This window comes from Paraburkholderia unamae (assembly GCF_003096875.1).
GTDB lineage: Bacteria > Pseudomonadota > Gammaproteobacteria > Burkholderiales > Burkholderiaceae > Paraburkholderia > Paraburkholderia unamae.
The window spans coordinates 119,397-143,787 of record NZ_QEOB01000003.1 but is presented as its reverse complement, the minus strand read 5'-3'; the positions used below and the strand labels follow the sequence as shown (position 1 = coordinate 143,787).

General features: G+C 62.5%; 23 protein-coding genes and 3 pseudogenes. 13 read left to right on the top strand and 13 right to left on the bottom strand.

All coding sequences use genetic code 11. The features are described 5' to 3' along the window. Nucleotides 1-56: 56 nt before the first annotated feature. Nucleotides 57-821, top strand: a pseudogene (locus tag C7402_RS07595) (transposase); the annotation flags it as partial. 61 nt (nt 822-882) lie between these two features. Next, nucleotides 883-1,579, top strand: a protein-coding gene (locus tag C7402_RS07590) for an IS6 family transposase (protein WP_116610126.1) whose coding sequence is annotated in 2 segments (ribosomal slippage) — nt 883-1,496 and nt 1,495-1,579 — 699 coding nt in all. Because the reading frame shifts where the segments join, the coding sequence is not laid out codon by codon here. Between the two features lie 56 nt (nt 1,580-1,635). On the opposite strand, the pseudogene C7402_RS47620 reads toward C7402_RS07590, so the two are convergent. The 7 genes and pseudogenes from C7402_RS47620 to C7402_RS07555 all read right to left on the bottom strand — a co-directional run. Beyond that, a pseudogene (locus tag C7402_RS47620) lies at nt 1,636-1,860 on the bottom strand (hypothetical protein); the annotation flags it as partial. 173 nt (nt 1,861-2,033) lie between these two features. Next, nucleotides 2,034-2,549 carry a DUF2127 domain-containing protein gene (locus C7402_RS07580; protein ID WP_116610125.1) on the bottom strand — a complete coding sequence of 172 codons (516 nt, stop codon included), beginning with the start codon at nt 2,547-2,549 and terminating at the stop codon, nt 2,034-2,036. Further along, the gene (locus C7402_RS07575) at nt 2,542-5,655 is read right to left on the bottom strand and encodes an efflux RND transporter permease subunit (protein WP_112174641.1); all 3,114 of its coding nucleotides are present in this window, start codon (nt 5,653-5,655) and stop codon (nt 2,542-2,544) included. The genes C7402_RS07580 and C7402_RS07575 overlap by 8 nt, the downstream gene beginning before the upstream one ends. Before the next feature lie 53 nt (nt 5,656-5,708). Further along, complete coding sequence (locus C7402_RS07570) at nt 5,709-6,788, bottom strand: efflux RND transporter periplasmic adaptor subunit (RefSeq protein WP_112174642.1); 1,080 nt, start codon at nt 6,786-6,788, stop codon at nt 5,709-5,711. Further along, nucleotides 6,785-8,182, bottom strand: coding sequence for a TolC family protein (locus C7402_RS07565; protein ID WP_112174643.1), 1,398 nt, complete (start codon nt 8,180-8,182; stop codon nt 6,785-6,787). The genes C7402_RS07570 and C7402_RS07565 overlap by 4 nt, the downstream gene beginning before the upstream one ends. Before the next feature lie 114 nt (nt 8,183-8,296). Further along, complete coding sequence (locus C7402_RS07560; protein WP_112174664.1) at nt 8,297-9,586, bottom strand: sensor histidine kinase; 1,290 nt, start codon at nt 9,584-9,586, stop codon at nt 8,297-8,299. After that, nucleotides 9,576-10,265 (bottom strand): response regulator transcription factor, encoded by a 690-nt coding sequence (locus C7402_RS07555; RefSeq protein WP_112174663.1) that lies wholly within the window; start codon nt 10,263-10,265, stop codon nt 9,576-9,578. Before C7402_RS07555 ends, C7402_RS07560 begins: the two co-directional genes overlap by 11 nt. Nucleotides 10,266-10,556: 291 nt before the next feature. Here C7402_RS07555 and C7402_RS07550 point away from each other — a divergent pair, with 291 nt between their 5' ends. The 6 genes and pseudogenes from C7402_RS07550 to C7402_RS07525 all read left to right on the top strand — a co-directional run bounded on the left by C7402_RS07550 (nt 10,557) and on the right by C7402_RS07525 (nt 16,942). Then, nucleotides 10,557-11,396, top strand: a complete 840-nt coding sequence (locus tag C7402_RS07550) for a phosphatase PAP2 family protein (RefSeq protein ID WP_244314767.1) — start codon at nt 10,557-10,559, stop codon at nt 11,394-11,396. Nucleotides 11,397-11,670: 274 nt separating this feature from the next. Next, nucleotides 11,671-12,651 (top strand): chromate resistance protein ChrB domain-containing protein, encoded by a 981-nt coding sequence (locus C7402_RS07545; RefSeq protein ID WP_116610124.1) that lies wholly within the window; start codon nt 11,671-11,673, stop codon nt 12,649-12,651. Then, a pseudogene (locus C7402_RS07540) lies at nt 12,648-13,834 on the top strand (chromate transporter). The gene C7402_RS07545 and the pseudogene C7402_RS07540 overlap by 4 nt, the downstream one beginning before the upstream one ends. Nucleotides 13,835-13,865: 31 nt before the next feature. Beyond that, nucleotides 13,866-14,600 (top strand): superoxide dismutase, encoded by a 735-nt coding sequence (locus C7402_RS07535; protein WP_244314766.1) that lies wholly within the window; start codon nt 13,866-13,868, stop codon nt 14,598-14,600. 60 nt (nt 14,601-14,660) lie between these two features. Further along, nucleotides 14,661-15,902, top strand: coding sequence for an MFS transporter (locus C7402_RS07530; RefSeq protein ID WP_112174646.1), 1,242 nt, complete (start codon nt 14,661-14,663; stop codon nt 15,900-15,902). Between the two features lie 56 nt (nt 15,903-15,958). Continuing rightward, nucleotides 15,959-16,942, top strand: a complete 984-nt coding sequence (locus tag C7402_RS07525) for a YncE family protein (RefSeq protein WP_372460501.1) — start codon at nt 15,959-15,961, stop codon at nt 16,940-16,942. Nucleotides 16,943-16,955: 13 nt separating this feature from the next. Here C7402_RS07525 and C7402_RS07520 read toward each other — a convergent pair whose 3' ends face one another. From C7402_RS07520 to C7402_RS07510, 3 genes are read right to left on the bottom strand one after another with little or no spacing between them, the layout of a single operon-like run. Beyond that, a complete protein-coding gene (locus C7402_RS07520) occupies nt 16,956-17,156 on the bottom strand; it encodes a DUF1289 domain-containing protein (protein WP_112174648.1) in 201 nt (66 codons plus the stop codon). A 3-nt stretch (nt 17,157-17,159) separates the two neighbouring features. Next, nucleotides 17,160-18,449, bottom strand: a complete 1,290-nt coding sequence (dmeF, locus tag C7402_RS07515; RefSeq protein WP_112174649.1) for a CDF family Co(II)/Ni(II) efflux transporter DmeF — start codon at nt 18,447-18,449, stop codon at nt 17,160-17,162. A gap of 7 nt (nt 18,450-18,456) precedes the next feature. Continuing rightward, nucleotides 18,457-18,729 carry a metal/formaldehyde-sensitive transcriptional repressor gene (locus C7402_RS07510; protein WP_112174650.1) on the bottom strand — a complete coding sequence of 91 codons (273 nt, stop codon included), beginning with the start codon at nt 18,727-18,729 and terminating at the stop codon, nt 18,457-18,459. Between the two features lie 414 nt (nt 18,730-19,143). Between C7402_RS07510 and C7402_RS07505 the strand changes: the two genes are divergently transcribed. The 3 genes from C7402_RS07505 to C7402_RS07495 all read left to right on the top strand — a co-directional run bounded on the left by C7402_RS07505 (nt 19,144) and on the right by C7402_RS07495 (nt 22,165). Beyond that, nucleotides 19,144-20,349 (top strand): MFS transporter, encoded by a 1,206-nt coding sequence (locus tag C7402_RS07505; RefSeq protein ID WP_116610123.1) that lies wholly within the window; start codon nt 19,144-19,146, stop codon nt 20,347-20,349. 263 nt (nt 20,350-20,612) lie between these two features. Then, a complete protein-coding gene (locus C7402_RS07500) occupies nt 20,613-21,335 on the top strand; it encodes an SDR family oxidoreductase (RefSeq protein WP_208948907.1) in 723 nt (240 codons plus the stop codon). Between the two features lie 425 nt (nt 21,336-21,760). After that, on the top strand, nt 21,761-22,165 hold the full coding sequence (locus C7402_RS07495) for a glycine zipper 2TM domain-containing protein (RefSeq protein ID WP_372460496.1): 405 nt from the start codon (nt 21,761-21,763) through the stop codon (nt 22,163-22,165). Between the two features lie 92 nt (nt 22,166-22,257). Here the strand turns inward: C7402_RS07495 and C7402_RS47615 are convergent, their stop codons facing one another. The 3 genes from C7402_RS47615 to C7402_RS07485 all read right to left on the bottom strand — a co-directional run bounded on the left by C7402_RS47615 (nt 22,258) and on the right by C7402_RS07485 (nt 23,199). Continuing rightward, entirely contained in the window at nt 22,258-22,485 is a 228-nt protein-coding gene (locus C7402_RS47615; protein WP_112178360.1) for a GDCCVxC domain-containing (seleno)protein, read from the bottom strand. Between the two features lie 173 nt (nt 22,486-22,658). Then, nucleotides 22,659-22,814 (bottom strand): hypothetical protein, encoded by a 156-nt coding sequence (locus C7402_RS46830; protein WP_165841812.1) that lies wholly within the window; start codon nt 22,812-22,814, stop codon nt 22,659-22,661. Nucleotides 22,815-22,839: 25 nt separating this feature from the next. Then, a complete protein-coding gene (locus C7402_RS07485; protein ID WP_372460495.1) occupies nt 22,840-23,199 on the bottom strand; it encodes a COG4315 family predicted lipoprotein in 360 nt (119 codons plus the stop codon). 299 nt (nt 23,200-23,498) lie between these two features. On the opposite strand from C7402_RS07485, the gene C7402_RS07480 reads away from it, so the two are divergent. Further along, complete coding sequence (locus C7402_RS07480) at nt 23,499-24,047, top strand: DUF4142 domain-containing protein (RefSeq protein ID WP_112174929.1); 549 nt, start codon at nt 23,499-23,501, stop codon at nt 24,045-24,047. Continuing rightward, nucleotides 24,044-24,373 (top strand): cupredoxin domain-containing protein, encoded by a 330-nt coding sequence (locus tag C7402_RS07475; protein ID WP_112174930.1) that lies wholly within the window; start codon nt 24,044-24,046, stop codon nt 24,371-24,373. Before C7402_RS07480 ends, C7402_RS07475 begins: the two co-directional genes overlap by 4 nt. The last annotated feature ends 18 nt before the right edge of the window (nt 24,374-24,391 follow it).

Here is a 24,391-nt window from a genome sequence, read left to right as displayed (position 1 = left end):
CCCGCCGCTGGGATTGTTCGCTATCCTGGAAGACATCGATCGACGGGGGATACGTCATGATGGGTCATCAAGGTGGCGTGCAGAACCAGCTCTTCTATTCGTTCAACCTTGCTGATCACGTACCACGCACGCACCTCTTGGGTGGCATTGATCGGTACTTCGACCTCAGCGGACTTCGCGAACATCTCGCTCCGCACTACAGCCATACCGGACGGCCTTCGATTGACCCGGAGCTCATGATCCGCATGCTGATTGTGGGCTACTGCTTCGGCATTCGCTCCGAGCGCCGTCTGTGCGAAGAGGTTCATCTTAACCGCGCCTTTCGTTGGTTCTGCGGTCTGGGTCTGGAAGATGCTGTACCCGATCACTCGACGTTCTCAAAGAATCGACATGGCCGATTCCGTGTCAGCGCAGCCCTACGGCATGTCTTCGAATCGGTCTTGCGTCGCTGCATGGACGAAGGCCTTGTTCAGGGTGAAGGCTTCGCTGTTGACGCAAGTGTAGTCAAGGCGGATGCAAATCGCGCAAGCGGGGTGCCGGGCACGGAGGTGATTGATTGGCGCCATGGCAACGGCCCGAGCAGGGCGGTACAGGAGTACTTAACGGCGCTGGAGCAGAATAACCCGACGATCTCGGACGACGACGAATTCATCGCAACAGCGAAGCGAATCTCGCTGACTGATCCCGCCGCTCGTTACACGGCTGCGCCCGGTGGGCCAGCGTTCTTTGCGTATTCGACGAATTATTTAATCGACTTACACGCAGGAATAATTGTCGATGTAGAAGCTACACCGTCGCATCGAACACAGGAAGTTGAATCGGTTCTGTTGCAATAAGCCGGTCGGCTATGATGTTGGCATAAGATGAACTACTGAAAGCTCGATGAAGACGCTGAATCCGGCCGTGGCACGCGTGCTCAAACGCCTGCACTACCCGCTTGACGTGATCCTGACCTGCGTTCGGTGGTATGTGACTTACCCGCTGAGCCTGCGCAACCTGGAGCAAATGATGGCGGAGCGAGGCGTTTCGGTAGATCATTCAACCGTGCATCGCTGGGCCCTCAAGCTGCTGCCGGTGCTGGAAAAGGCGTTTCGCCGCCACAAGCGCCCCGTCGGCAAGAGCTGGCGCGTCGACGAGACCTACATCAAGGTGAACGGCCAATGGAAATATCTGTATCGCGCAGTCGACAAGGCCGGCAACACTATCGACTTTCTGTTGCGGGCCCATCGGGATAAGACTGCGGCGCGGCGGTATTTCGAAGAATCGATCGCCCAGAATGGCGAACCCGAGACGGTCACGATTTACAAAAGTGGCGCCAATCTGGCAGCGCTGGAAGCCATCAACGCCGAACGCGAAACACCCATCAAGATCCGGCAGGCGAGGTACCTGAACAATATCATCGAACAGGACCACCGAGCGATCAAGCGGCGTATCCGCCCCATGCTCGGGTTCAAGAGTTTCCGGTCCGCCCGCATCCTGCTCGGTGGTATCGAGGGCTCATATGATTGCCAAGGGGCAGATGAAAGGTGACGGCGCCCGACAAACTGTTGCCGAGCTGTTCTATTCGTTGGCAGCATAAGCAGTCCTATCGATATCAGGCTTTGGTCAACTTGTAATCGTTATCGTGACAAAACCGATATCTTCGATTTCACCAATCTTGTTGAGCCTGCGCTCAAGCACCTTTCCCTTACTGACGGGGAGAGCATCGTCCGAGAGATCTGTCTTCACGTTGTGCGTCCCAAGCTGGATCGAGTTCGATAGCAGTGTCGCGTTGACGGTTTGTTCCGCCCAGCTTGCATGTGATGTCATCCCGAGTGTGATCACGCCGGCGAGGATAGTGAATCTGTATGTCGCATATATGGTCGCCTCCTTTGCATCGACGTATCGCGTATGCCACGCGTCGATCGATTACCGCGCGCAGCTTTTTGGGCGCGCAAACGCCTCTGCCGGTTGGACGGCATGAGCGCTTTCTGCACCGCGCAGTACGTGAAGTAAACGTGGACGATAGCAGGCATATTCCAGGTCCCGCCGACTCACGAACCCGGGACAGCGATCTCGCGGCTGTTTTGAAGATACCGGGACTCGTGCCACGTGAGGACGATGACGACGACATCCAGTGCCGTCACCAGCAGTAGCCAGACCGAATGGGTGTTCGTGAAGCGGTAGGTCTGGTAGGCGATGAACAGCGCGAAGATAACGATCGAGAAAGGGAAGTACCAGAGTTTTTCGCGCAGCAGGCCGGCCACTAGCCAGAGCCTTATCACCCCGTGTCCAAGCAGATAGAGCGCGGCGAATCGCTGGGCATCGACAGACAGGTGCTGCACGGTGTGAAGGAGAAGGTTTGCCACGAGATCGTGTGGATCCTCGGCAAACTCATCACGGGTGACCCACAGCACAAGCGCCAGAAAGTACCGTTGCGGGACCAGCCAGGTCGCGACACCAGCGGCAATTTCGGCAATCGCGAAGACTGCCTTGAAGCCCAAAGTCAATTCGAACAGCAGGTGCAGGTTCTTCTCGCCCGGTGACCTCCTTTTGTCCGTCTCATGCATTCGTGGTCCCCGGTTCTGCGGCTTCGTCGCGCGCGAAGCGGCCGTAGCGCAAGGCCAGCGTTGGCAGGACGATCAGGTTCAGCGCGGTCGATGTGAGCAGGCCGCCAAGGATGACAATGGCCATCGGCCCTTCGATTTCGTTGCCTGGCGCGCCGCTCGTCACGGCGAGCGGCGCGAGCGCGAGCGCGGTGACCAACGCGGTCATGAGGATCGGCACGAGCCGTTCCGACGCGCCGCGCACAGCGGTGTCGGTAGTCCATGCCAACCCTTCGATGTGCACCAGATGCTCGTAATGGCTAATCAGCATGATCGAATTGCGCAGCGAGATGCCGAGCAGCGTGACGAAACCCACCATGCTGCCAAGCGACAGGTTCCCGCCGGTGAGCACCACGCCCAGCACGCCACCCACGAGTGCGAAGGGCAGGTTGATCAGAACCAGCAACACGGCGCGCCGGTTTTTCATCGCGAGGAATAGCAGCAACGCGATGCCCACCAGCGCCATCCCGCCGTACGCGAGCAGGTCGCGCTGCGACTGCGCGCGCTCTTCGCTCTCGCCGCTGAAAACGGCGTACGTACCCGTCGGCATCCTGATCTCGCGATTCACACGCGCCTGCGCTTCCTTCACGAAGTCACTGACCGCCCGGCTGCCGAGATTCACCGACACCGTCTGCACGCGCTGGCCGCCGCCGTGCGTGATCTGGTAGCGGCCGGCGACCTGCCAGATCGTCGCGAGCGTGGAAAGCGGCACGGAAAATCCATCTGCATTGCTTAGCATGAGTTTGCCCACGTCGCTGACCGATCTGCGCTGTGCCGGGTCGAGCACGACGGCGACGTCATAGGCGCGCCCGCCCTCGTAGATTTGCGTGACGGTTACACCGGCATACGCAGCCTGGATCGCGTCGAGCACTTCGACCGGGCGAAAGCTCCAGCGGCTCAGTGCGTCCGGATTGAGCTTCACGTCCAGTTCGGGAATGCCAGGTGGCGAATCCACCCGCACGCTGGCGACGCCGTGGATCGTACCGATCAACTGGGCAATCTGCTGCGCCGTTCGATCGATGACGTCGAGATTGCTGCCGAAGACATTCACAACCACGGGCGCTGTCGTACCCGAAATGGTTTCGTCGATCCGCTCTTCGAGAAACGTGTTGACCGAGGTGGAGAGGCCCGGAAAGCGCGCCAGCGCCTGTCGGATCCGGTATAGCGCCCAGTGCTGGGCCGATGCCCCCATCGGCTTGAGGTCGACCTCGAACTCGGAGAGCTGCACGCCGGTCGGGTCGACCACGCCGTTCGCGCGGCCCGCCCGTTGCGCGACGAGCCGCACGCCCGGCACCTGCATCAGCGCTTGCGAGACCTGCGTGCCGACCCGCATCGATTCCGCGAGCGAGGTGCCCGGCGCGAGCCCCATGTGAACGGTGTAGTGCCCTTCGCGCAGTTGCGGAATGAAGCTTCCGCTCATGAAGGGAAGCGACGCGAGCGCGGCGGCGCACATCACCGCGATGATCGTCATGATCGCCGTCACATGCTGTTCGACTTTCGTGAGCAGTGCGATGTAGCGGATCTTGAGGCGGCCGATCAGGCGAGGTTCCCGCTCCGGCAAGGGCCCCTTCGCCAGCAGTGCGAGCGCCATCGCGGGCGTAAGCGTGAGGGCGACGCCAAGCGACGCGAGCACAGCGAGGATATAGGCGACGCCCAGCGGGGCGAAGAGGCGTCCACCGATACCCGTGAGCGTGAGCACGGGCAAAAAGATCAGCATCACGATGAAGGTGGCGAATACCACGGCGCTGCGGACTTCGAGCGAGGCACGCAGCACGACGTGAAACGCCGGCAGCGGCTCATCCAATGTGCGGTTTTCGCGCAGGCGGCGATAGATATTCTCGACGTCGATGATGGCGTCGTCGACCACTTCGCCCAGCGCAATGGCGAGCCCGCCCAGCGTCATCGTGTTCAGACTGACGCCCAACGCGGTGAGCACGATGATCGCGACGAGCAGCGACATGGGAATCGCAACGGCGGAGATCACGGCGGTGCGCACGTTGAGCAGAAACAGGAACAGCACGGCGATGACCAGCAAGGCCCCGGCGATGAGCACCATACGCAGGTGGCCGACGGAAGCCTCGATGAAGTTGGCTGGCCGGAAGACGTCTGGATTCACGTCCACGCCCTGGCGGGTAAGTTCGGGCCCGAGCCCGGCAAGCGTCCTTTCGATGTCGCGCGTCACGGCCATCGTGTTGGTCCCGTACTGGCTCTCCATCACGACCATCACGCCGGGCCTGCCCATGATCGATGCCGCGCCCGCAGCGGGTGCGTCGCCCCAGGTCACGCTGGCGACGTCGCCAAGGCGAACCGCCGCGCCGTTGCTCGCACGCAGCACGACTCCGGCGAGTTTTTGCGGTGTGGCGATCTGGCCATCGGCGTTGACGGCAATGCGCTGATTGCGGGTCTCGATGAATCCGGCGCCGCGCACGCCCGTGGCCTGGCGCGCCGCGGCCACGACACCCTGGATCGACAGGCCGTGGCGGGTCAGCTTCGCGGGGTCGATCTGAATCTGCATCTGGCGCGTATCGCCGCCGAACACGATCACGTCGGCCACGCCGCGCGCACTCAGCAACTGCGGTTTGACGGTCCACTGCGCGATGTCGTAAAGGTCCGCGAGCGAGCGCGTCTTCGACGTCAGGCCGATGGTGCGCACGACGCTCGTCGTCGTGGTGAGCGGCAGGAGCTGGGGAGCCGGAACGCCTGCCGGAAGCGCACCCGCGAGAGCGCTGATGCGCTCGGTGACGAGCTGCCGTGTCTGCATCACGTTGGCATGGTCGTCGAAAACGAGCGTGACCGAGGAGAGGCCCTGCATGGACCGCGAGCGGATCGAGCGCAGGCCGGTCATGCCGCCGAGGGCGTTTTCGACCGGCTGTGTGACGAGGGTCTCTACCTGCTCGCTGGTCATGCCTGGCGCGGCCGTCTGCACGATGCTCATCGGCGGCGCGAATTCGGGAAAGACATCGAGCTTCGCGCGTGTGATCGAGAAGAGGCCGTAGCCGGCCGTCATGATGGCCAGCGAGAAAATGACGCCGCGAAAGCGCAGCGAAAAGCGGATGATCGCGTCAAGCATGGGACGTTGCGTGGGGTTGTTCTGGGCGCGGTCTGCACAGCCGGGTCGCGGGATCAGTCATCGCACTCCGGCGGGTCCTTGCAGGCGGTGCCGATGCTCTGCGGCCTGGTCTCTTCGGAGAGCAGCAGTTGTGCGCCCTGCGTGACGATCTGGTCGCCGGCGTGAAAGCCGGCTGTCACGCCGGCTGTCACCATGAAGCCGCGATCGCCCTCGTTGCCCGCCGGCACGTAGCGCCGCGTGAAGCGGTCCGGCGCCGTGCGCACGTAAGCCCACGTTTGACCGCCGTACCACACCACCGCCTGCCCGGGAATCAGCAGCCCGGATACCGCCTCGCTCGATGTCGGCACGCGCGCACTCGTGCGCAGGTTCGCGGGCAGTGCGGTATCGGCGACATAGAGCCACGGCGTTCCCTGTACGGCGGGATCGGCGAGCGGCGAAGCGGAGAGCCTTTGAGCGGGCACGGTATGGCCGTCGCGTGCGTCGATTGCGATTTGCACGGGCGGCGGCGCGGCGAAGCTGGAAGGCAGCGTGATACGGAGCACGACCGACTGGCCCGCCTGGAGACGCTGGAACAGCGTCGAGGCGGGCGCCGTCGCGGCGCTGGCGAGTGGAGCGCCGAACTGCTGGCGCAACGTGCCGGAAAGACCCTCCAGCGCGATTCGCGCAGACCGCAGTTTTGCCGCGTCGCCTTGCATTGCCGACTGCGCGGCCTGGAGACTTTTCTGCGAGATATTGCGGTCGTCGGCGAAGAGCGTGCGGCTGCTGTCGTACTGTGCCCGTGAGGCGGCCGCCTGAGCGCTGAACGTGTCGACGTCCGCGCGTGCGCTTGCGAGCCGGTTGCGCAGATCGAAAAGCGGCTGTAGATCGACGACCGTGGCGTCGGCGTGTATGCCGGGCTGGGTCCTGACGGCGGCAAGCGGTGCGACTTCGATGTGCCCCGCGCGCTGCGCATCGGGGCTCACGACCACGACCGTTTCGCCGTTGACCGTCTGCACGGCGGGCGGCGGTGCGGGCTGTGCCGCCGCGGCGGCCGACGCCCCGGAGTCGTCAAACGCCTGGTTGATGATGTACCAGCCCGTGCCTGCGCAGAGGGCCAGTGAAAGGGCGCAAAAGAAGATCAGCCGGAGTTTCATCGTGTCGTGCTTTCACTGAGGGTGCGGCTCGCTGCGTCGTGGTCGAGCGGCGACTGCATCGCATCTTCGAGTGCGCCGGCAGCCTGCTGGACGGCGACTTCGGCGTCCAGCCGGGCGTTTTCACTCGTCTGATAGTCGGCTTTCGCCTGTGTGAAGCTCAGCCGGTCTTCGTTGCCGGTGGAGAACGCCGCCGCCTGGCTGTCGCGTTGCCGCCGGGCCGCCGCGAGGTGGGCGTCGGCGATCTGCAATGCTTCGGTGCTCGACCGGTAGCGCGTCAGGGCGTGCGCCAGGTCGCCTATGATCCGGTCCTGGAGCGCGCCGGTGCGCACGGCCGCTTCCTTGCGTTTGGCCTCGGCCTGTTTGATGCCCCCCTGGTTCTGGTCGAAGATCGGCAACGTGATGCCGGCCAGGCCGAAGGCGATCTTGTTGGTGCCGGTGTCGTACGTGTAGCCGGGGCCGAGGTGGATGTCGGGGTACTGTTTCGCGACTTCGAGTTGAAGCGCCGATTCGGCTGCGGCGTAATCGGCAAGGGAGGCGCGCAGGTCGGCGCGATGGAAGATCGCCGTGCGCTGTGCGTCCGCCGCCGGCGGCGTGGGTGCTGCCGCGCCGAAAGCGCTCAGATCGAGCGTCACGCTGTCGAGCGCGCCGACCGGCACGCCGATGGCGGCCGCCAGTTGCGCGCGCGCGTCCGCTTCGGCGCTTCGCGCGGCGGCCAGATCGCTCTGGGCCTGGGTGTCGGCAAGCACGGCGGCGTCGACGTCGGGCTGCGAGAACTGGCCCGCTGCGAGGCGGTGGCGGCTCATGACCGTGATTTGCCGTTGGGCTTGCGCCTTCGCGGAGAGGATCACGATGCGCGCACTCGCGGCGTACAGGGCGAGCATGGCGTCCCGGACCTGCGCGCTGACCGACCACGCCGTGGTGACGATGTTCAGCCGCGCCGCTTCCGCCAGGTGCGTCGCCTGATCGACGCGATAGCCGCGCTTGTGCGCGGTCTCGATCGGGATATCGAGCGAAGGGCCCCACGTGAAGGGCGCTCCGGGCCCCGGATTGGGTGTGTTGAACTGGAACGGTAGCTGAAGGACCGGGTTGGGCAGCGCGTTGGCGACGTCGATGCCGGCGTTGGCGGTGCCCCATTGGGCGCGGGCCAGGTCGAGCGCGGGGCTGTAGTGGAACGCCGCCAGGGTGAGCAGTTCGCGGTTCCAGCGCGCGGGGGGCCACGGTGTGATCTCGTGGCCGGTTTCGCGCACGATCCATGCGTGCAGTTCGTCGTTTGCGAGCGAGCGCTGCCCGAACTCCCGGGCAATCTGGTCAGGGGCGATTGGCTGGGGATGATAGGTCGTACAGCCGCCCACCCCCGTCAAGGCGATGAAGACAATCCATAGCGCGCGGCGCATTCAGGCATCCCGTTGGACGTTGTGCCGCCCATGTGGGCGGCTTTCGGGACGAAGACTACGCCACGGCTTGTGAAGTTTTCGTCAAGAACCCGTTGGGTTCCCGTGGCGCCTCGCTCAGGTCCGGCTCGCAGCCGGAAGACGCAGCGAGACGCGCGTGCCCTGGCCGGGCTCGCTGCCGATCTCGATCGGCCACCCGTAGCGCTCGCACAGCTTCCTGACGATGGACAGGCCGATCCCGACACCAGCGGGCGAGGCGTCCGGCGATCCCGCCTGGTAGAACCGGTCAAAGACATGCGGGATCGCATGCGCCGGAATACCCGGCCCCGTGTCCTCGATAGACAGCCAGCCTTCGGCGTAGCGAAAGTGCAGGCCGCCGCGGTCGGTATGGCGCACGGCATTGTCGACGAGGTTGGAGAGCACGATCGCAAGCGCCGGCCGGTTCGCCATGACATGAAGGTCGCCGTCTATGTCGATGGTCGTCTGAAGCCCCTTTTGGGCGAGCCGGTCGGCAAACGGTGTCAGCGCGGTTTCGATCATCTTCGCCATCGCCACCGGCTCCACTTCGCACGCGGAGTCTTCCCGCGCGAGCATGAGCAGCGCGTTGGCGAGTTCGCGCATGTTGTCTGCCGCTCGCTCGATCTGCTGTAAACGCGCGCGCGATTTGCCGCGGATTGCCGCATCCTGCTCGAGCAGCTCGCAGCTTGTCTTGATGGTCGTGAGCGGCGTGCGCAGTTCATGGCTGACGTTCCCCGTGAACGCCTTCTCGCGCGCGATCATGCCGGCCATGCGCTGGTGGTAGTCGTTGAAGGCCTCCACAAGCCCTGCGAGTTCGGTTTCATCGTATTTGCCCGGCTGGATCGGCGCCGATTCTCCGAGCCGCAGCGTCTTCACCTGCCTGGCGAGCCCCGCAACCTGTCGCACCAGCAGGCCGGACAGGCCAAAGGACAGCCATATCGTAAGGAGTGCAAATATGCCCGTTCCGCCCATCAACGCATTGATGACTTCCTTGAAATGCTTTTCGTAGATGTTGAAGTCGTAGACCCGGTACAGGCGTGCCGTGCCTGCTGTTCCCATGGGCGCGATGGCGACGTGGATCTCCCGTTCGTCGATGATGATTTCGTGCGTGCCGAATGGCAGGTTCCTGACCGTCGCGGGCAGCGCGACGGACTCGCGATCCGCGCCGGAAACGTAGCCGTTCATTCGTACGTCGAATGGCGGCAGCAATGCCGGATTGGCCTGGTAGCCCTTGAGCACGTTTGTCATGTCGTCGCGGATAAGCGCCGCGATCAGGCGCTCTTCCTGCGCTTCGGCCAGCGCCCGCACGCCCAGCGCTTGGGCGAGCAGCAGCGCGATGGTCAGCACCGAAAAGAACAGGGCGACCTTGAAGCGCAGGCTATTTCGCATCGCCGCCACTCGTCGCGAGCCGGTACCCGACGCCATGCAGCGTTTCGATCACGTCCGTTTCGGCGGGCCGGGACAGCGCCCGGCGCAGGGTATAGACGTGTGTGCGCAGCGTGTCGCTGTCCGGCAGTTCCTCCCCCCAGACTTCGGCCTCGAGCTCGGCGCGGGTGAAGGTGCGGTGGGGCGACTGCATCAGGACGCGCAGCAAGTGAAGGCATTTGGGCGGAAGCTTGACGGGGCGTCCGGCGCGTTCGACCGTCATCGTCGACAGGTCGAGGCGCACGTCCGCGAAGCGAAGATCCATGGTGGCGACCTGGCCACGATAGCGCTTGATCATGGCGCCCAGCCGTGCGCCCACTTCTTTCAACGAGAACGGCTTGACCAGGTAATCATCGGCGCCGTGCACGAAACCCGCGAGCTTGTCGTCAAGCGCGTCGCGCGCGGTCAGCATCAGCACGGGGGTGTCGCGGGCCGCCTCTTCCCGCAGCCTGCGACAGAGCGTGAGGCCGTCCATGCCCGGCAGTGACAGATCGAGAAGGATGGCGTCCCAGGAGTCGGCGAGCGCCATCTGCAACCCCGCGTTGCCATTGGCCGCTACGTCGACCTCATAGCCGCCGGCCTCGAGATAGTCGTAGAGGTTCGCGGCGATCGCGGAGTCGTCTTCGACAATGAGTACCTTCATGGACATCCGATTAACACGTGCCAGCTGGAAGAGTGGTGATGCTACCGCAGACTGTGTCTTGTGCTGCGGTTGCGAAAATCCGGTTGCCTCTCGATCTCGCGTCGTCGGTGCTTATGCACGTAAGGTTGCGTCCAGATTACAGGTAAAGTTGCCGATATCGCGTCGGGGCGTCCCGAGCGCCCGATCCAGCGGACACTTGGGCCTGACCTTCTCACAACGCGGGCAGGCGGGGGGCATGGCGACCGACGCGTGCCGCAGGTTGTGTCCAGCACGGGTCACCGGAGGTTCCCGATGAAGCCGCTGAGCGCGTTTTTCTGCAAGTTGTTGCGACGGTTTTCCGATATGGAGCCTGGAGCTGTGGTTGGCGGCGAAGAGGGGTGGCGATTTGTGCTTCGCCGTACGGGTTTTGCGAAGTTGGCGGTGGCCGTCATGCTGGTACTTGGCGGCATCTGGCTGTTTCTCGGGATTCTCGAAGACATCCTCAGCGGGGACCCCCTGGTCGCCGTCGACCGGATGCTCCACAAGGGGCTGCATGGGCTTCGCACTCCGCTCGTCGACCACGTGATGGTGGCAGCTTCGGAGCTTGGCGATGCTGCGGTCACGATTCCCGTCTTTCTGGCCGTGCTGTCTGTGCTCCTGGTTCGGCGCGAATGGCGGACGGCCGGGTACTGGATCGTCGCAATCGCGATGGCTGAAGCATCAGTGAAATTAATCAAATTTGCTGTGCAACGGTCACGACCGGTGTCTATCTACGAAGGTATTGAAAGCTTTTCCTTTCCAAGCGGCCACGCGACACTGAGCATTGTCATCTATGGCTTCCTCACGTACCTCGTCTGTCGCGGCCATCAAAAGCGCGCGCAGTTCAGGATTGCCGTGATAAGTGGTTCGGTAATAGCACTGATATCCATCTCCCGCCTGTACCTCGGTGTTCACTGGTTATCCGACATTCTGGCCGGTCTAAGCCTCGGCACGGCATGGATCGTGTTTCTTTCCGTAGCCCATCATCTCAGGGACCGCGATACACGAGGTTCGCCCGTGCTGTTGGTGGTCGCGCTCGTCACATTGCTGACGACTGCTGTGGTTCACATATCACTCCACCACAGTGCTGATCTTGTTCGCTATGTGATGTAGCTGAAGACGCATATGTGGTCAAACCGGCTCGCGCATTGGATCCGGTCAGGGAACCTGCCAGCAACACAGCGATCGTGGACGGGATGCCAGGAATCGCGTCGGGCCGTCCACGCGCAGGCGGTTTTATGGTGACCGCCTTTCCTGGTCTTCGGCGCTGGACCGACATTGCGCAGAACAGCGCGGCGTCCGGCCAGGCATGCGCCGGTTCAAACGGGATTCTGGTCGATAAAAAGTTAACTTGTAGAGAGTGCTACATCAACGTAGCATATCCTACATGAAATCACTATCGACCTGGTCGGTCCTTGTACTGACCCTGCCCACCGAGAACGCGACGGCCCGCATGCGTTTCTGGCGCGCACTCAAGGCGCGGGGCTGCGCCGTCCTGCGCGACGGCATCTACCTCTTGCCGTACACGGAAGCGGGCGAGGGCGTGCTGCGTGAGCTTTCGAGCGCCATTGGTGAAAGCGGTGGCACAGCCCATCTGCTGCGCGCGCCCAGCCTGGACGAGTCGCAAGAAGGCGAATTCCGCGCGCTGTTTGACCGCGCCGACGAGTACGACGGCCTCATCCGCACGCTCGCCGATGCCCGGAAGGCGGTTTCAGGCCAGTCGGCCGCCGAACTGACGAAGGTGTTGCGGCGCCTGCGCAAGGACTACGAAGCCATTGCTGCGATCGACTTCTTTCCGGGCGAGGCGGCAACGCGTGCCGAGGCGGCCTGGCAGGATTTTGTGGCGCACGTCGATACGGTTCTCTCCCCTGGCGAGCCACACCCGGCAGACCGCGCAATCCGTTCGCTCTCTGCCGGGGACTATCAGGGGCGGACGTGGGCGACCCGCCGGCGAATGTGGGTCGACCGTGTGGCGAGTGCATGGCTGATCCGCCGGTTCATCGACCGGGACGCTCGCTTCATCTGGTTGACTTCGCCGGACGCCTGCCCGCCGGACGCGCTCGGCTTCGATTTCGACGGCGCCGCCTTTACCCATGTCGGCGAACGCGTCACGTTCGAGGTACTGCTGGCGAGTTTCGGGCTGGACACGGATCCGGCGCTACTGCGGCTCGGCGCACTGGTTCACGCGCTCGATGTGGGCGGTGCGAATGTGCCAGAAGCCATCGGTTTCGAAGCGGTCATGGCCGGCACCCGCGAGCGAGCGGCAGACGACGACCAGGTGCTCGACGGCATGAGCCCGGTGCTCGACTCGATGTATGCCCACTTCGCGGCAAGCGAAAAAGGCAGCGACAAGGGAAGGCGCTCATGAGCACGACGGCCGCGCATGTGCCCGGCTATACGCTCGGCCAGATGGCGCGCTCTACATGCTGAAGCTCGGCACGGTCGGTTTTGGCGGACCGGTTGCGCTCGTTGGCTACATGCGTCGCGATCTGGTTGAGCAGCGCGGCTGGATCGCCGAGGCGGACTATCGCGAAGGGCTCGCACTGGCGCAAATGATGCCCGGTCCACTCGCCGCGCAGCTTGGCATCTATCTCGGCTTCGTGCACTACCGACTTCTGGGCGCAACGGTCGCGGGCCTCGCTTTCGTACTGCCGTCATTCCTGATGGTCGTCGCGCTGGGCTGGGCCTATACGCATTTTGGTGGACTCTCGTGGATGCAGGCGGTTTTCTACGGCGTTGGTGCGGCGGTAGTCGGCATCATCGCGATGAGCGCCTGCAAGCTGACGACGAAGACGCTAGGCGCGGACCAGCTGCTCTGGGTCGTCTACCTGATTCTCGCGGCGGTGACGGTCGCCACGGAATCCGAAATTGCGTGGCTTTTCATCGCGGGTGGCGTCGTCAACTGGCTGCGCCGCTCGCCGCCCCGCTGGCTCGGTAAAGGCGGTCTCAACGCACTGGCTGTGACCCAGGCGCCCACACTTGCAGGCGTGTTCAGCGGCCTGGATCTCCCACTGCTTGGCCAGATTGGCCTTTTCTTCACGAAGGCGGGTGCCTTCGTGTTCGGCTCTGGCCTTGCGATCGTGCCGTTCCTCTACGGCGGCGTCGTGACCGAACACCACTGGCTCAACGACAAACAGTTCGTCGATGCCGTGGCAGTCGCGATGATCACACCGGGGCCGGTCGTCATCACGGTCGGCTTTATCGGCTATCTGGTTGCAGGCCTGGCTGGTGCCTGCGTCGCCGCGCTCGGCACGTTTCTGCCGTGCTATCTGTTCACCGTGCTACCCGCACCGTACTTCAAGAAATACGGGCGGCTTCCGGCCGTCAAGGCGTTTGTCGACGGCATTACCGCCGCGGCCGTTGGTGCGATTGCCGGTTCGGTCATCGTGATTGCGAGGCGTTCGGTCATCGACTGGCCTACCGCGCTGATCGCGCTCGCAACCGTGGTGCTGCTGTGGCGCTTCAGGAAGCTTCCGGAGCCTGTGATCGTCGTCGCAGCCGCCCTGATCGGGCTCACGCTCTATCCGCTTCTCCACCTGCACGCCACATAAACCGCGTGCGGGAAACCTGTGAGGAATGCAAATGAAAACGCGTCGCAACTTTCTGCACGACACCGCCGCAGTCGGCGCAGGAGTCATGCTTGCCCAGGCGCAGATGGTTCACGCTTCCAGTACGCCTGGCGATGTCGACAGGCTTGTCAGCGCGGACGGCAAGTATGCGGCGGCGCCACTGCCGTTTGCCTACGATGCGCTCGAACCAGTCGTTGATGCCCGAACGGTGGAGCTCCATTACAACTTCCATCACAAGCCGGCCGCCGCCGCCGCGAACAAGGCGGAGGAAGGGCTCGCCAGGGCACGCGAGACCGGCGACTTCGCGCTGGTGAAGTTTCACGAGAAGGAGCTTGCCTACCAGTTGTCCAGCCACATCCTGCACACTATTTACTGGACGAGCATTTCGGGCAAGGGTGGTGAGCCAAAGGGCGAGCTCGCAAAGGTGATCGACAGCCACTTCGGCTCCTACGAGAAGTTCAAGGCGCAACTCGTTGCAGCGACCGTTGCGACTGAAGCCTCAGGCTGGGGTGTCGTCGGCTATCTCCCGGCGTCCGGAAAGCTCATGATCCTCCAGTGCGAGAACCACCAGAAGCTCACGGCATGGGGCATCCAGCCGATCCTGGTCATCGACGTCTTTGAGCATGCCTACTACCTGAAGTATCAGAACCGCCGCAATGAGTATGTCAGCCAGCTGTTCAGCATCATCAACTGGGACAACGCTGCGATGAGACTTCAGGCGGCTATGCCGTCACGCTCGTCGGCCTGATCCCTGCGCGGAGTCTGTACGTGCGTGGCGTGCCTCCGACACGAAAGCACAGGTGCTGCAATGACTCCTGCCAGGGCGCCAGTATCTAGCCTGCCTCCGTCTGCGGACGTGGACCATAGCGTATGGCTGCTGCTCGCCGCACGGAGCCTGCGCGGACTCTGCGACGGATTCGTCGCCGTGCTGCTGCCGGCGTATCTGCTCTCGCTCGGTTTCGGCAAGCTTACGGTTGGCCTGATCGGCACTGTCACGCTGCTGGGATCGGCTGTTGCGACGATTGCCGTCGGCCTGCTGGGTAGCCATTACCCGCAGCGTGCGCTGCTGCTCTTCGCTGCGGCGCTGATGGCGGCAACGGGTGTTGCGTTTGGATTCCTGTCATCACTCTGGCCGCTGCTCGTGGTGGCGTTTGTCGGCACGCTCAATCCGGGTTCGGGTGATGTCAGCCTGTTTCTGCCACTTGAGCACGCACGCCTCGCAGAATCGGCGAAGGGCGACGCCCGAACCGCGCTCTTCGCCCGCTATAGCCTGGTGGGTGGATTCTCGGCTGCACTGGGCGCTTTGCTGGCCGGACTACCGGACTGGATTGCGGCGCATGCGGGCGTGTCCGCGCTCTTCGCCATGCGCGCAATGTTTATCGTCTACGCGGTAACGGGCCTCATGGTCTTCCTGCTGTACCTCAGGTTGCCGAAACGCGAGGCACACACGACGGCCGCCCGCACACCGCTCGGCCCGTCTCGCGGAATTGTCACACGTCTCGCAATGCTCTTCAGCGTAGATGCGTTTGCGGGAGGGCTGCTCGTGAACTCGCTGCTCACGCTGTGGCTGATCCAGCGCTTTGGCCTCTCGCTCGCGGCTGCTGGCCAGTTCTTTTTCTGGTCAGGCCTGCTCAGCGCGGGGTCGCAACTGGCCGCGGTCCCGATCGCGCGAAGGATCGGCCTGCTCAACACCATGGTGTTCACTCACATTCCGTCGAGCGTGTGCCTGATTGCTGCCGCCTTCACGCCAACGCTGTCGCTGACCCTGGTGTTATTGCTTGTGCGCAGCGCGCTCTCTCAGCTTGATGTGCCGACGCGCAGTGCTTACGTGATGGCCGTCGTGACGCCACCTGAACGGCCGGCCGCTGCCAGCTTTACGGCGGTGCCGCGTAGCCTGGCGGCGGCCGTCGCGCCAACGATTGCCGGCGGCCTGCTTGGAGCGGGATGGCTTGGGGCGCCGCTGATCGCATGTGGCGCACTCAAGATCGCCTACGATCTCGCGGTGCTTGCCTCTTTCCGTCATATCAAGGCGGACGGGGGACCATCGTGAAGAGCGCACGCGCAGGCCATCGCTTCGCCTCGGCACTCATCGGCGTGCTTTTCGCGATCGCGGTTGCAGCCGGGACCGGTGCCGGTTGCGGCGCACATGGTGCGGACGACGCGGAAACCGGCAATTTGCCACTGAAGCACGTGGAGGATGTCCCGCTACCCGGACGAGCAACGCGGTTCGACTATGAAAGCTACGACCCTGCCAGGCACCTGCTCTTCATCGCGCACCTGGGCGACAGCGAAGTGGTGGTGTTCGATACCGTTGCGTCCCGCGTCGTCGCGCGCATACCCGGCGTCGCGTCAGTGCATGGCGTGCTGGTCGTGCCCGAACTGTCCCGTGTGTACGCGTCGGCAACCGGCACGAATGAGGTCGTCGCGATAGACGAGCGCACGCTGAAAATCATCTCCCGGGCGCCTGGCGGCATCTATCCGGACGGCATGGCGTACGTGCCCGACTTACGCAGGCTCTACGTTTCAGATGAGACGGGAGAGACCGAGACGGTGATAGATGTCCCGGGCAATCGCGTGATTGCCACGATTGCGCTCGACGGAGAAGTTGGCAATTCGCAATACGACCCGGTTTCGCGCCACATCTTCGTCAACGTGCAGACGCGACGCCAGCTGGTGGAGATCGATCCGGGCAGCAATACGATTGTTTCCCGTATCGATCTGCCGGGTGCGAAAGGCAATCACGGCCTGCTGATTGTCCCGGAGTCACGCCTTGCGTTGATCGCGTGTGAGGACAACGATCGCCTCTTGGTGCTCGACATGCGCACGATGAAGGTTGTCTCGGCGTTCGACGTCGGCGGCGATCCTGACGTGCTTACGTACGATCCCGCGTTGCGCGTGGCTTTTGTGGCAGGCGAGGCCGGCGTCGTCTCGATGTTCAGTGTCGACGCCTTCCGCGTGTCGAAGATTGGCGACGGACATGTGGGACCGAACGCGCACGTTGTCGATGTCGATGCGGCGACGCACCGGTCGTTCTTCCCGTTGAAAGGCGTCGACGGGCATCCTGTGCTGCGGATCATGGCGCCGCGATAAGGTATTCGCCCCGTCAGTCCTGTTTCGACGCCTGCGTCGTTTCGTGTCCCAGCTTCGCCTGTCGCCGGGACCTTTCATTGAGGATCTGGTGGCGCCGGTGGTCGGTCATCTTCCTCCAGCCCCGTGCTTCCTCGCGCGTCCGGTAGCAACCGGTACAGAATCCGGTCTTGCCATCGAACGCGCAAAGATCGATGCAGGGTGATTTGACGGCCATGGCTCAGGCCGCGGCGCGGGGGGCGTTTACCTCAACCGTCACGTGTGACAGTCCCTTGAAGCGCTTGAGTGCGGCATGGTAGTAGCCGGGGCTGCGCAGTGCCTCACGGGTGACCACCGACACGATCGCGCTCATGTGCCCGGGGCCTACACGCCACACATGGAGGTCAAGAACAGTGTCCCCGTTGTCTTCAATGAGATGGCGCACGTTCTCGGCCATGCGGCGGTCCGGGTTCATGTCGAGCAGAATGCCCCCCGTGTCGCGCATGAGACCCCACGACCAGTTTGCGATAACGAGGGCACCGATAATGCCCGCAAGCGGGTCCATCCAGACCCAGCCAAACTCGCGGGCCAGCAGCAGGCCAATGATGGCCAGCACGGAAACGGCGGCGTCCGCAATGACGTGAACGTAGGCCGATCGAATGTTGTGGTCGCGGTGCGCAGCTGCCGATGCGTCGTTGTGGTCGTGGTCATGCTCTTCGAACGCAAACTGCTGCTCGCCATCGGGCAGGTGGACAACAGCCTGGAATGCGTGCGGCTCGGGAATGTCATCCTTCGATTCCAGGTAGCCACCGCGGTCCGCGAACGCGAAGGTCTGCCGAGTGCCGTCCGGGCGGATCGTCGTGACGGAAACGGCATCGGCGCTCAGTTTCGAGGAAGCCGTTTCGGGCGTGATGCGGAAGACAGGCGGTACACCGTCTTCGAAGACCGACAAGGCAAATGCGCCAGCGCCAGCGAAGATGTGATGCACCTCGTCCTCGTGACCGTGTTCGTCATCATGGCCGTGGCTATGTCCATGACCGTGGCTATGTCCATGGCTATGGCCGTGGTGATTGCCGCTCAGCAGCCAGACGCTCGCAAGATTGACGAGCAGGCCAAGCACGGCAATTGGGATGGCTTCACCGAAGTGAATCGGTACCGGCGAAAGGAAGCGTGAAACGGCTTCGTACGCAATGAGCAGCGCGATCATGGCGAGCACGATGGCGCTGCTAAAGCCTGCAAGATCCCCCAGTTTGCCCGTGCCGAATACGAAACGGCTGTCGCTCGCATGCTTGCGTGCGTACGTGTACGCGAGCGCGGCAATGAGCATCGCGCCAGCGTGCGTCGACATGTGCAGGCCATCGGCGACAAGTGCCAGTGAGCCAAAAAGGCTGCCGCCAACGATCTCGGCCACCATCATCGCGCTGCACAGCGCAATCACCATCCACGTCCTGCGCTCGTTGTCCTCATGGGCCGCGCCCAGAAAGATATGGTCGTGTCCCGCCCCGAAAGCGGCGTCCTCAAACCTGCTCATGTTTCTCTCACTTGAAGTAGCTGTGGACAACTTCGATCAGCTGCTCTTTCCCGCTGCCATGATCGTGGTCGGCTTCCGCGTCGACGAGATGGGTGCGGATATGGTCCTCGAGCACCACGGCGAGCAGGCCGTTCATCGCGCCGCGGCTGCTCGTGATGAGTTGCAGCACATCCATGCAGCCGCGTTCATCCTCAAGCGCGCGCTCGATGGCCTCGACCTGTCCCTTGATGCGGCGCACCCGGTTAAGCAGTTTCTGTTTGTCGCGAATGGTGTGGCTCACAGCGGGCCCCTAAATACGGTAGGGGGGTATATTACCCTGGATAGGGTACTGAGGTATAGGTTTTACCTCGGAGCATGTCAGGAATTTCCCGGGACGATTCGGCGGGAGGCCGGGGCCTGCGAGGGAGGAGCGTGTCCGGGCAGCGGAGTCGCCGGAGTTGCAGCGGAGAGCCCGGGATCGAAGCTGGCACGCTTTAAGCCAGCCCTAAGCTACACCCGGATACGATCCCGGCGTTCGATAGTCAGCAGCGGTGGAATGAATAACTTCCTGGTAATTTTCGGCGTGAGCCTGTTCGCGCTCTCGTCACTGGTGTTTCTGGTTGCGCTCCTTGCCGGCGGCGTACCCTAGGCTTTTTCCTGGCCCGCGTATGCGGCCGCGCTCCTCGAACGTGCTATTTGATGCCGTCCCTATCGAATGCAAGGCGAACCGCAAGTCAGTGTCGTCAGGCAGATTCCGCGCAGCGTGTGGGTTCTCGGATGTGTGAGTCTTTTCATGGACATCTCATCCGAAATCATTCACAGCCTGCTGCCCATGTTTCTGCTGGCTACCCTCGGCGCCGGCGCGGGCACGATTGGATTCATTGAAGGCATCGCGGAGGCCACGGCTCCCATCGTCAAGGTATTTTCTGGGACGTTGAGTGATTACCTCGGCAACCGGAAATGGCTGGCTGTAGCCGGGTATTCGCTTGGTGCACTGAGCAAGCCGCTTTTTGCCCTCGCACCGAAAGTTGAAGTCGTGGTGGCGGCACGCGTCATTGACCGTGTCGGCAAGGGTATCCGCGGCGCGCCTCGCGATGCGCTCGTCGCGGATGTCACGCCGCAGCACCTGCGCGGCGCCGCCTTCGGCCTGCGTCAGTCACTCGATACGGTCGGTGCGTTCCTCGGACCGCTGCTGGCCGTTCTCATCATGCTGGTGTGGGCCGATAACTTTCGGCTCGCCTTCTGGCTTGCAGTCATTCCCGGCGTGCTCGCGGTTGCGCTGTTGACGTTTGGTATCAGGGAGCCCAAACACGAGGCAAGTGCTAAAAGAACTAACCCTGTGCGATGGGAAAATCTCAGGGGCCTTGGGTCGGACTACTGGTCGGTCGTCGCAATCGGCGCAATTTTCGCGCTCGCGCGTTTCAGCGAGGCGTTTCTGGTTCTTCGCGCCATGGGTAGCGGCGTACCGATTGCGCTCGTTCCGCTGGTCATGGTGGCAATGAATTTCGTCTACGCACTGTCCGCATATCCCAGTGGGAAACTCGCGGACACGATGAGCCATACGCGGCTGCTGGCAGGTGGTCTCATAGTCCTGATTGGCGCCGACCTCGTGCTCGCACACGGCACCAACTGGAGCGTGGTCGTCGTGGGCGTCGCGCTTTGGGGCTTGCACATGGGGATGACACAAGGTCTGCTTGCCACGATGGTCGCAGACACGGCGCCCGCTCATCTGCGCGGTACCGCGTTTGGTTTCTTCAATCTACTTAGCGGTATCGTGACGCTGGTTTCGAGCGTTGTGGCCGGGCAGTTGTGGGAGCGCCAGGGCGCAGCCACGACGTTCTATGCAGGGGCAGCCTTCGGGATCGCAACCGTCGTGCTACTCCTCTTTCATCCGACGCCCCACACAGGAAAAACCCGCTGAGCCGCTGGGGCGGTCAATGACGGGCCTGCTTTTGAATCTCGCCAGCCAGTAAGGTCAATTGGAACACTTCGGCGTTCCTCGATCTGAACATTCGCCATCGGCCGAGGCGATTCCATTCAGCATGCGTCGACACTATCTCCTTGGGAGATATGCCACATAACCACAATCAATTTTTCGATCGTAGCTTTTGTTGGCACCATGATTGAGTTCCCTGGAAACTTGGCTAGTTGGACGTCGAACAATATATATACTCAGGAAAGTCGATGAAAAAGATGGACGGTAAGCGCGTTGTTGTATTGGGTGGAACTTCGGGAATCGGATTCGCCGTAGCCAACGCCGCGGCTCGCGAGGGCGCCGACGTCGTAATCGGATCGAGCCAGCCAGAACGGGTCAAAAGTGCGCTAGCCAAGCTGCCGACGGGCACTGTGGGTCTGACAATGGATCTGACCAGCGCAGACTCAATTCGGGAATTCTTTGACGACTTGGGCGGTTACGATCACCTGGTTTATACCGCGGGCGAACCGCTTTTACTGAAAAATTTGGCGGAATTGGAGCTTGCGGAAGCTCGGCGTTTCTTCGATGTCCGATATTGGGGGGCATTCGCAGCTGCGAAATTCGGCAGCCCCGGCATCAGGCCTGGCGGTTCAATCGTATTCACATCGGGAACTGCGAGTCACCGGCCGGGCCCGGGCTGGTCGGTGGTAGCTAGCGCGCTTGCGGCTATGGAAGGACTCACCCGCGCGCTTTCCGTGGAACTGGCGCCGATTCGTGTGAACGTAGTCGTGCCCGGTCTCGTGAAAACGACTCTCTGGCAAAACATGCCAGATGGCCAGCGAGAGAAACTGTACGAACATGAGGCGGACAGGCTGCCGGTCGGACACGTAGCCGACGCGGAAGAAATTGCTCAAGGCTACCTATATTTCATGCAGCAGTCCTATGCGACTGGTCAGACTCTGATTACTGACGGTGGCGCAACGATCGTGTGACAGGGCCGTATTCCGTCCGGGGTATTCAGCGAGTGCCTATGCGAGCAACCGCAGGTTACGATAGTCCCGGGGGCGAGGCCGGAGGCATTGGTTGGATCGGCGGCAGGCAGGTCACGCAGCTGCCGCGCGCGCTCCGGTCACCCCGCAGGAAACGACCCGCGCAGTCGTCAGGCGCTCAAGGCACAGGCTACTGGCTACTCATAATTCGCAGGGGTTGAGCGAGCCGATTCGAGTGTACGACTGCCGGGAGGTAGTCTACCCTCGCGCGTCCGATAAAGGCGGGTATGGGCGTCGGATCGTGCAGGCAGTCGCTGCCGATGCTCACGCGGGCACGCACGTGTGCCTAATGCGGGGCTTGTCGCTGCTCCCCTGTCGTCAGAACGTCGATACGACCCGAACCCGTCCGTCATGAGCATGATGCGCCAGTGCCCCGGTATACGAATGCCGCGGTCTATCGACGTGCGTCCGAGTCCACGCTGCCGACGCAGCCGGCCCTCGATCCGGACTCGGGCGCAATCGTCGCAATCAATGCGGTTCAGGCGCCTGAGCCTTCAACCGGGCTCGGTGCTGTGGGCGGGGCCGTCGCGGGAGGGATGCTCGGGAATCAGATCGGGCAGGGGCGTGGCCGCACGCTCGCCACAATCGCGGCGGCCATTGGTGGAGGCCTCTCGGGTAACGGTATCGAACATGAGGTGCGCAAGACCACCAACTATCAGGTTCAGTTGCGAATGGCCGACGGCAGCTACCGGAACTTCAGCTATTCGTCCCAGCCAGAGCTGGCCGCTGGCGAGCCCGTCCACGTCGACGGTGATACGTTGACCGCGTCGTGATGAGCTTTCTCAGCCGGGAGAGCTTGCGAGGATACGCACCTCCGCACCCGTCGATACCATTCGCTCGGAGTCGAGCTTCTCGCGTGTCAACATCATCGGTCGGTTTGCGGAGTGCAGCAGCATCGCTGTAGCTGGATCGGCGGACAGGCCACAGAGCCGTAGGAGCAGAACACGCAACAGTCACCTGGCTTGGGGCGCAAGAGGGCACGGCAGGACGGGCACTCCCGGTAGAACTTGCAAGCGTCCGTTGGCATGGCCTCTTTCCAGGCAAAGCCGCACAGAGGGCAGGTCAATTCGGATTCGAGGATTACAGCATTCATCTTCATTGGGGCTACCGCGTCTCTGGCTTTAGCGCGTGCCAACTTCGGCCGCCAGGGCGCCATCGCCGCGCTGCCGCGCCTTGAGGGTTGTCGTTGATCTTCGCATCCGAAGCGGTAAATTTGGTGATCAAATTCCACTGTCGCGTGATCGTCGCATCGAGCGATATCGCGGCTCACGTTGTCCTTGGGCTGTCGAAGACCATGCTTTCGACGTCATTGACCGTGGTGAGCGCCGCGACGTTGTCGCGCGAGACATCGAACATCCCGGCATTCAGCACATATCGGTCATTGAGAAACGCGAAACTGCTGCTGGCATCGTACTGCTGCACTGACTCGAACGCGCGCTGAGCTACTTCAGGGTTTCACGGTATGCCACATACCCTTGAATCCGTCTCCATTCACCTGACCGGCCTGTTTGTCCTGTGCGAAGCGATATAGCGGACGGCCCTTGTAGGTCCACTGATGTTTTCCATCAGAGGTCGCAATAAAGCCCCAATCGCCGTTCGCCTTGTCGTACGGATCCGCGACCGCGGCGGGCCACATCGAAGTGCAGGCACCGACACAGGCGCTTTTTCCAGGTGCGGTGTCCTTGTCGAAGGCATATAGCGTCATCCCGTCGTCGTCGACGACCATTCCATGCGAAATCTTTGGCGTCTCCGCGAGCGCCGCGAAAGGCAGGGCGCAAGCAACAAGGCATAACAAGGCTCGGTTCACGATTTCAGTCCTTCAAGGAAGTGATGGCAGCCATCGCATGGCTGCTTGATCTGGCGGACTGGCGCGATGCCTGAGACATGCCACAGCAGGGCCGATCGGTGCCGCCATATCGGCTAAACGATCAACGTGGGAGCCATATTCCAGATCGGCGCCCGTACTAACCCTATGCGCAGAAACGAGGCCGATCAGGTGAGCGGCGGGAACAGCGTGCTCACTCGTGACATCTATTGTCGCGAAGGCTGTCAAACTGGCCGTTGCCCGACGCAGGGCGAACGCGGCCGCCCCTTGAGGAGAGTCAGATGAAACTCACCTATGTGCCACGGACGTCAAGGCTCGCCGTGTTCGTCCTGCTTGCATGCGCGGGTGGCGCCGCTCCCGCGCAGGACACGTTACCCAGCGACTCCCAGATTGCCGCTATCGTCGTTAGTGCGAATCAGGCGGATATTGATGCGGGCAGACTTGCCGAATCGAAAGCGCAGAAGAAAGACGTCAGGACCTTCGCCCAGCGCATGGTGTCGGACCATACGAGCGTCAATGCGGCCGCCGTTGCGCTCGTCCATAAGCTCGGTGTTGTACCGCAGGACAATCCGGTCAGCGAAAGCCTGAAGCAGGGCGGAGAGACGAACGTCGATCATCTCAAGACCTTGCAGGGAGCGCAGTTCGATCGCGCCTATATCGACCATGAGGTGGTGTACCACGAACAGGTTATCGACGCCCTCGACAAGACATTGATCCCGGGTGCGAAAAACGCCGAGCTTAAGGCATTGCTGGTGAAAGTGCGGCCAGCTTTCGTGGCGCATCTTGATCACGCAAAGAGCGTGCAGGCTGCGCTGGGTGCTGCGCAATGAATCGGTTAGCCCTGGCTGCGCGGGGTGCGGCCGCGACAGCGTGTATTGCCGTTGCCGGACTTGCCGTTGCCGATCCCGCTGTCATCACGATTGAGCAGATGCAGTTCGCGCCGCCGAGCGTGACGATCCATGTCGGTGATACCGTGATGTGGGTGAACCGGGATCTGGTCACCCACAACGTGAGCGAGAAAGCGAAAGGATTCGATTCTGGCAGCATTGCGCCGGCTGGCTCATGGCGATACACGGCCACAAGACCGGGTCACTACTATTACACGTGCAGGTTTCATCCCGCGATGCGGGGGATAGTGATCGTGGAACCGAAATGAATGGGCGATGCGGAGAAT

What these genes read in the sequence shown, in the direction of transcription:
- C7402_RS07535 (WP_244314766.1), top strand. Translation starts at nt 13,866, where the DNA reads ATGAAAACGCGTCGCAACTTTCTGCACGACACCGCCGCAGTCGGCGCA.
- C7402_RS07480 (WP_112174929.1), top strand. Translation starts at nt 23,499, where the DNA reads ATGAAACTCACCTATGTGCCACGGACGTCAAGGCTCGCCGTGTTCGTC.
- C7402_RS07555 (WP_112174663.1), bottom strand. Translation starts at nt 10,265, where the DNA reads ATGAAGGTACTCATTGTCGAAGACGACTCCGCGATCGCCGCGAACCTC.
- C7402_RS07570 (WP_112174642.1), bottom strand. Translation starts at nt 6,788, where the DNA reads ATGAAACTCCGGCTGATCTTCTTTTGCGCCCTTTCACTGGCCCTCTGC.
- C7402_RS07505 (WP_116610123.1), top strand. Translation starts at nt 19,144, where the DNA reads ATGCAAGGCGAACCGCAAGTCAGTGTCGTCAGGCAGATTCCGCGCAGC.
- C7402_RS47615 (WP_112178360.1), bottom strand. Translation starts at nt 22,485, where the DNA reads ATGAATGCTGTAATCCTCGAATCCGAATTGACCTGCCCTCTGTGCGGC.
- dmeF (WP_112174649.1), bottom strand. Translation starts at nt 18,449, where the DNA reads ATGAGCAGGTTTGAGGACGCCGCTTTCGGGGCGGGACACGACCATATC.
- C7402_RS07500 (WP_208948907.1), top strand. Translation starts at nt 20,613, where the DNA reads ATGAAAAAGATGGACGGTAAGCGCGTTGTTGTATTGGGTGGAACTTCG.
- C7402_RS07475 (WP_112174930.1), top strand. Translation starts at nt 24,044, where the DNA reads ATGAATCGGTTAGCCCTGGCTGCGCGGGGTGCGGCCGCGACAGCGTGT.
- C7402_RS07530 (WP_112174646.1), top strand. Translation starts at nt 14,661, where the DNA reads ATGACTCCTGCCAGGGCGCCAGTATCTAGCCTGCCTCCGTCTGCGGAC.
- C7402_RS07565 (WP_112174643.1), bottom strand. Translation starts at nt 8,182, where the DNA reads ATGCGCCGCGCGCTATGGATTGTCTTCATCGCCTTGACGGGGGTGGGC.
- C7402_RS07545 (WP_116610124.1), top strand. Translation starts at nt 11,671, where the DNA reads ATGAAATCACTATCGACCTGGTCGGTCCTTGTACTGACCCTGCCCACC.
- C7402_RS07575 (WP_112174641.1), bottom strand. Translation starts at nt 5,655, where the DNA reads ATGCTTGACGCGATCATCCGCTTTTCGCTGCGCTTTCGCGGCGTCATT.
- C7402_RS07550 (WP_244314767.1), top strand. Translation starts at nt 10,557, where the DNA reads ATGAAGCCGCTGAGCGCGTTTTTCTGCAAGTTGTTGCGACGGTTTTCC.
- C7402_RS07520 (WP_112174648.1), bottom strand. Translation starts at nt 17,156, where the DNA reads ATGGCCGTCAAATCACCCTGCATCGATCTTTGCGCGTTCGATGGCAAG.
- C7402_RS07580 (WP_116610125.1), bottom strand. Translation starts at nt 2,549, where the DNA reads ATGCATGAGACGGACAAAAGGAGGTCACCGGGCGAGAAGAACCTGCAC.
- C7402_RS07560 (WP_112174664.1), bottom strand. Translation starts at nt 9,586, where the DNA reads ATGCGAAATAGCCTGCGCTTCAAGGTCGCCCTGTTCTTTTCGGTGCTG.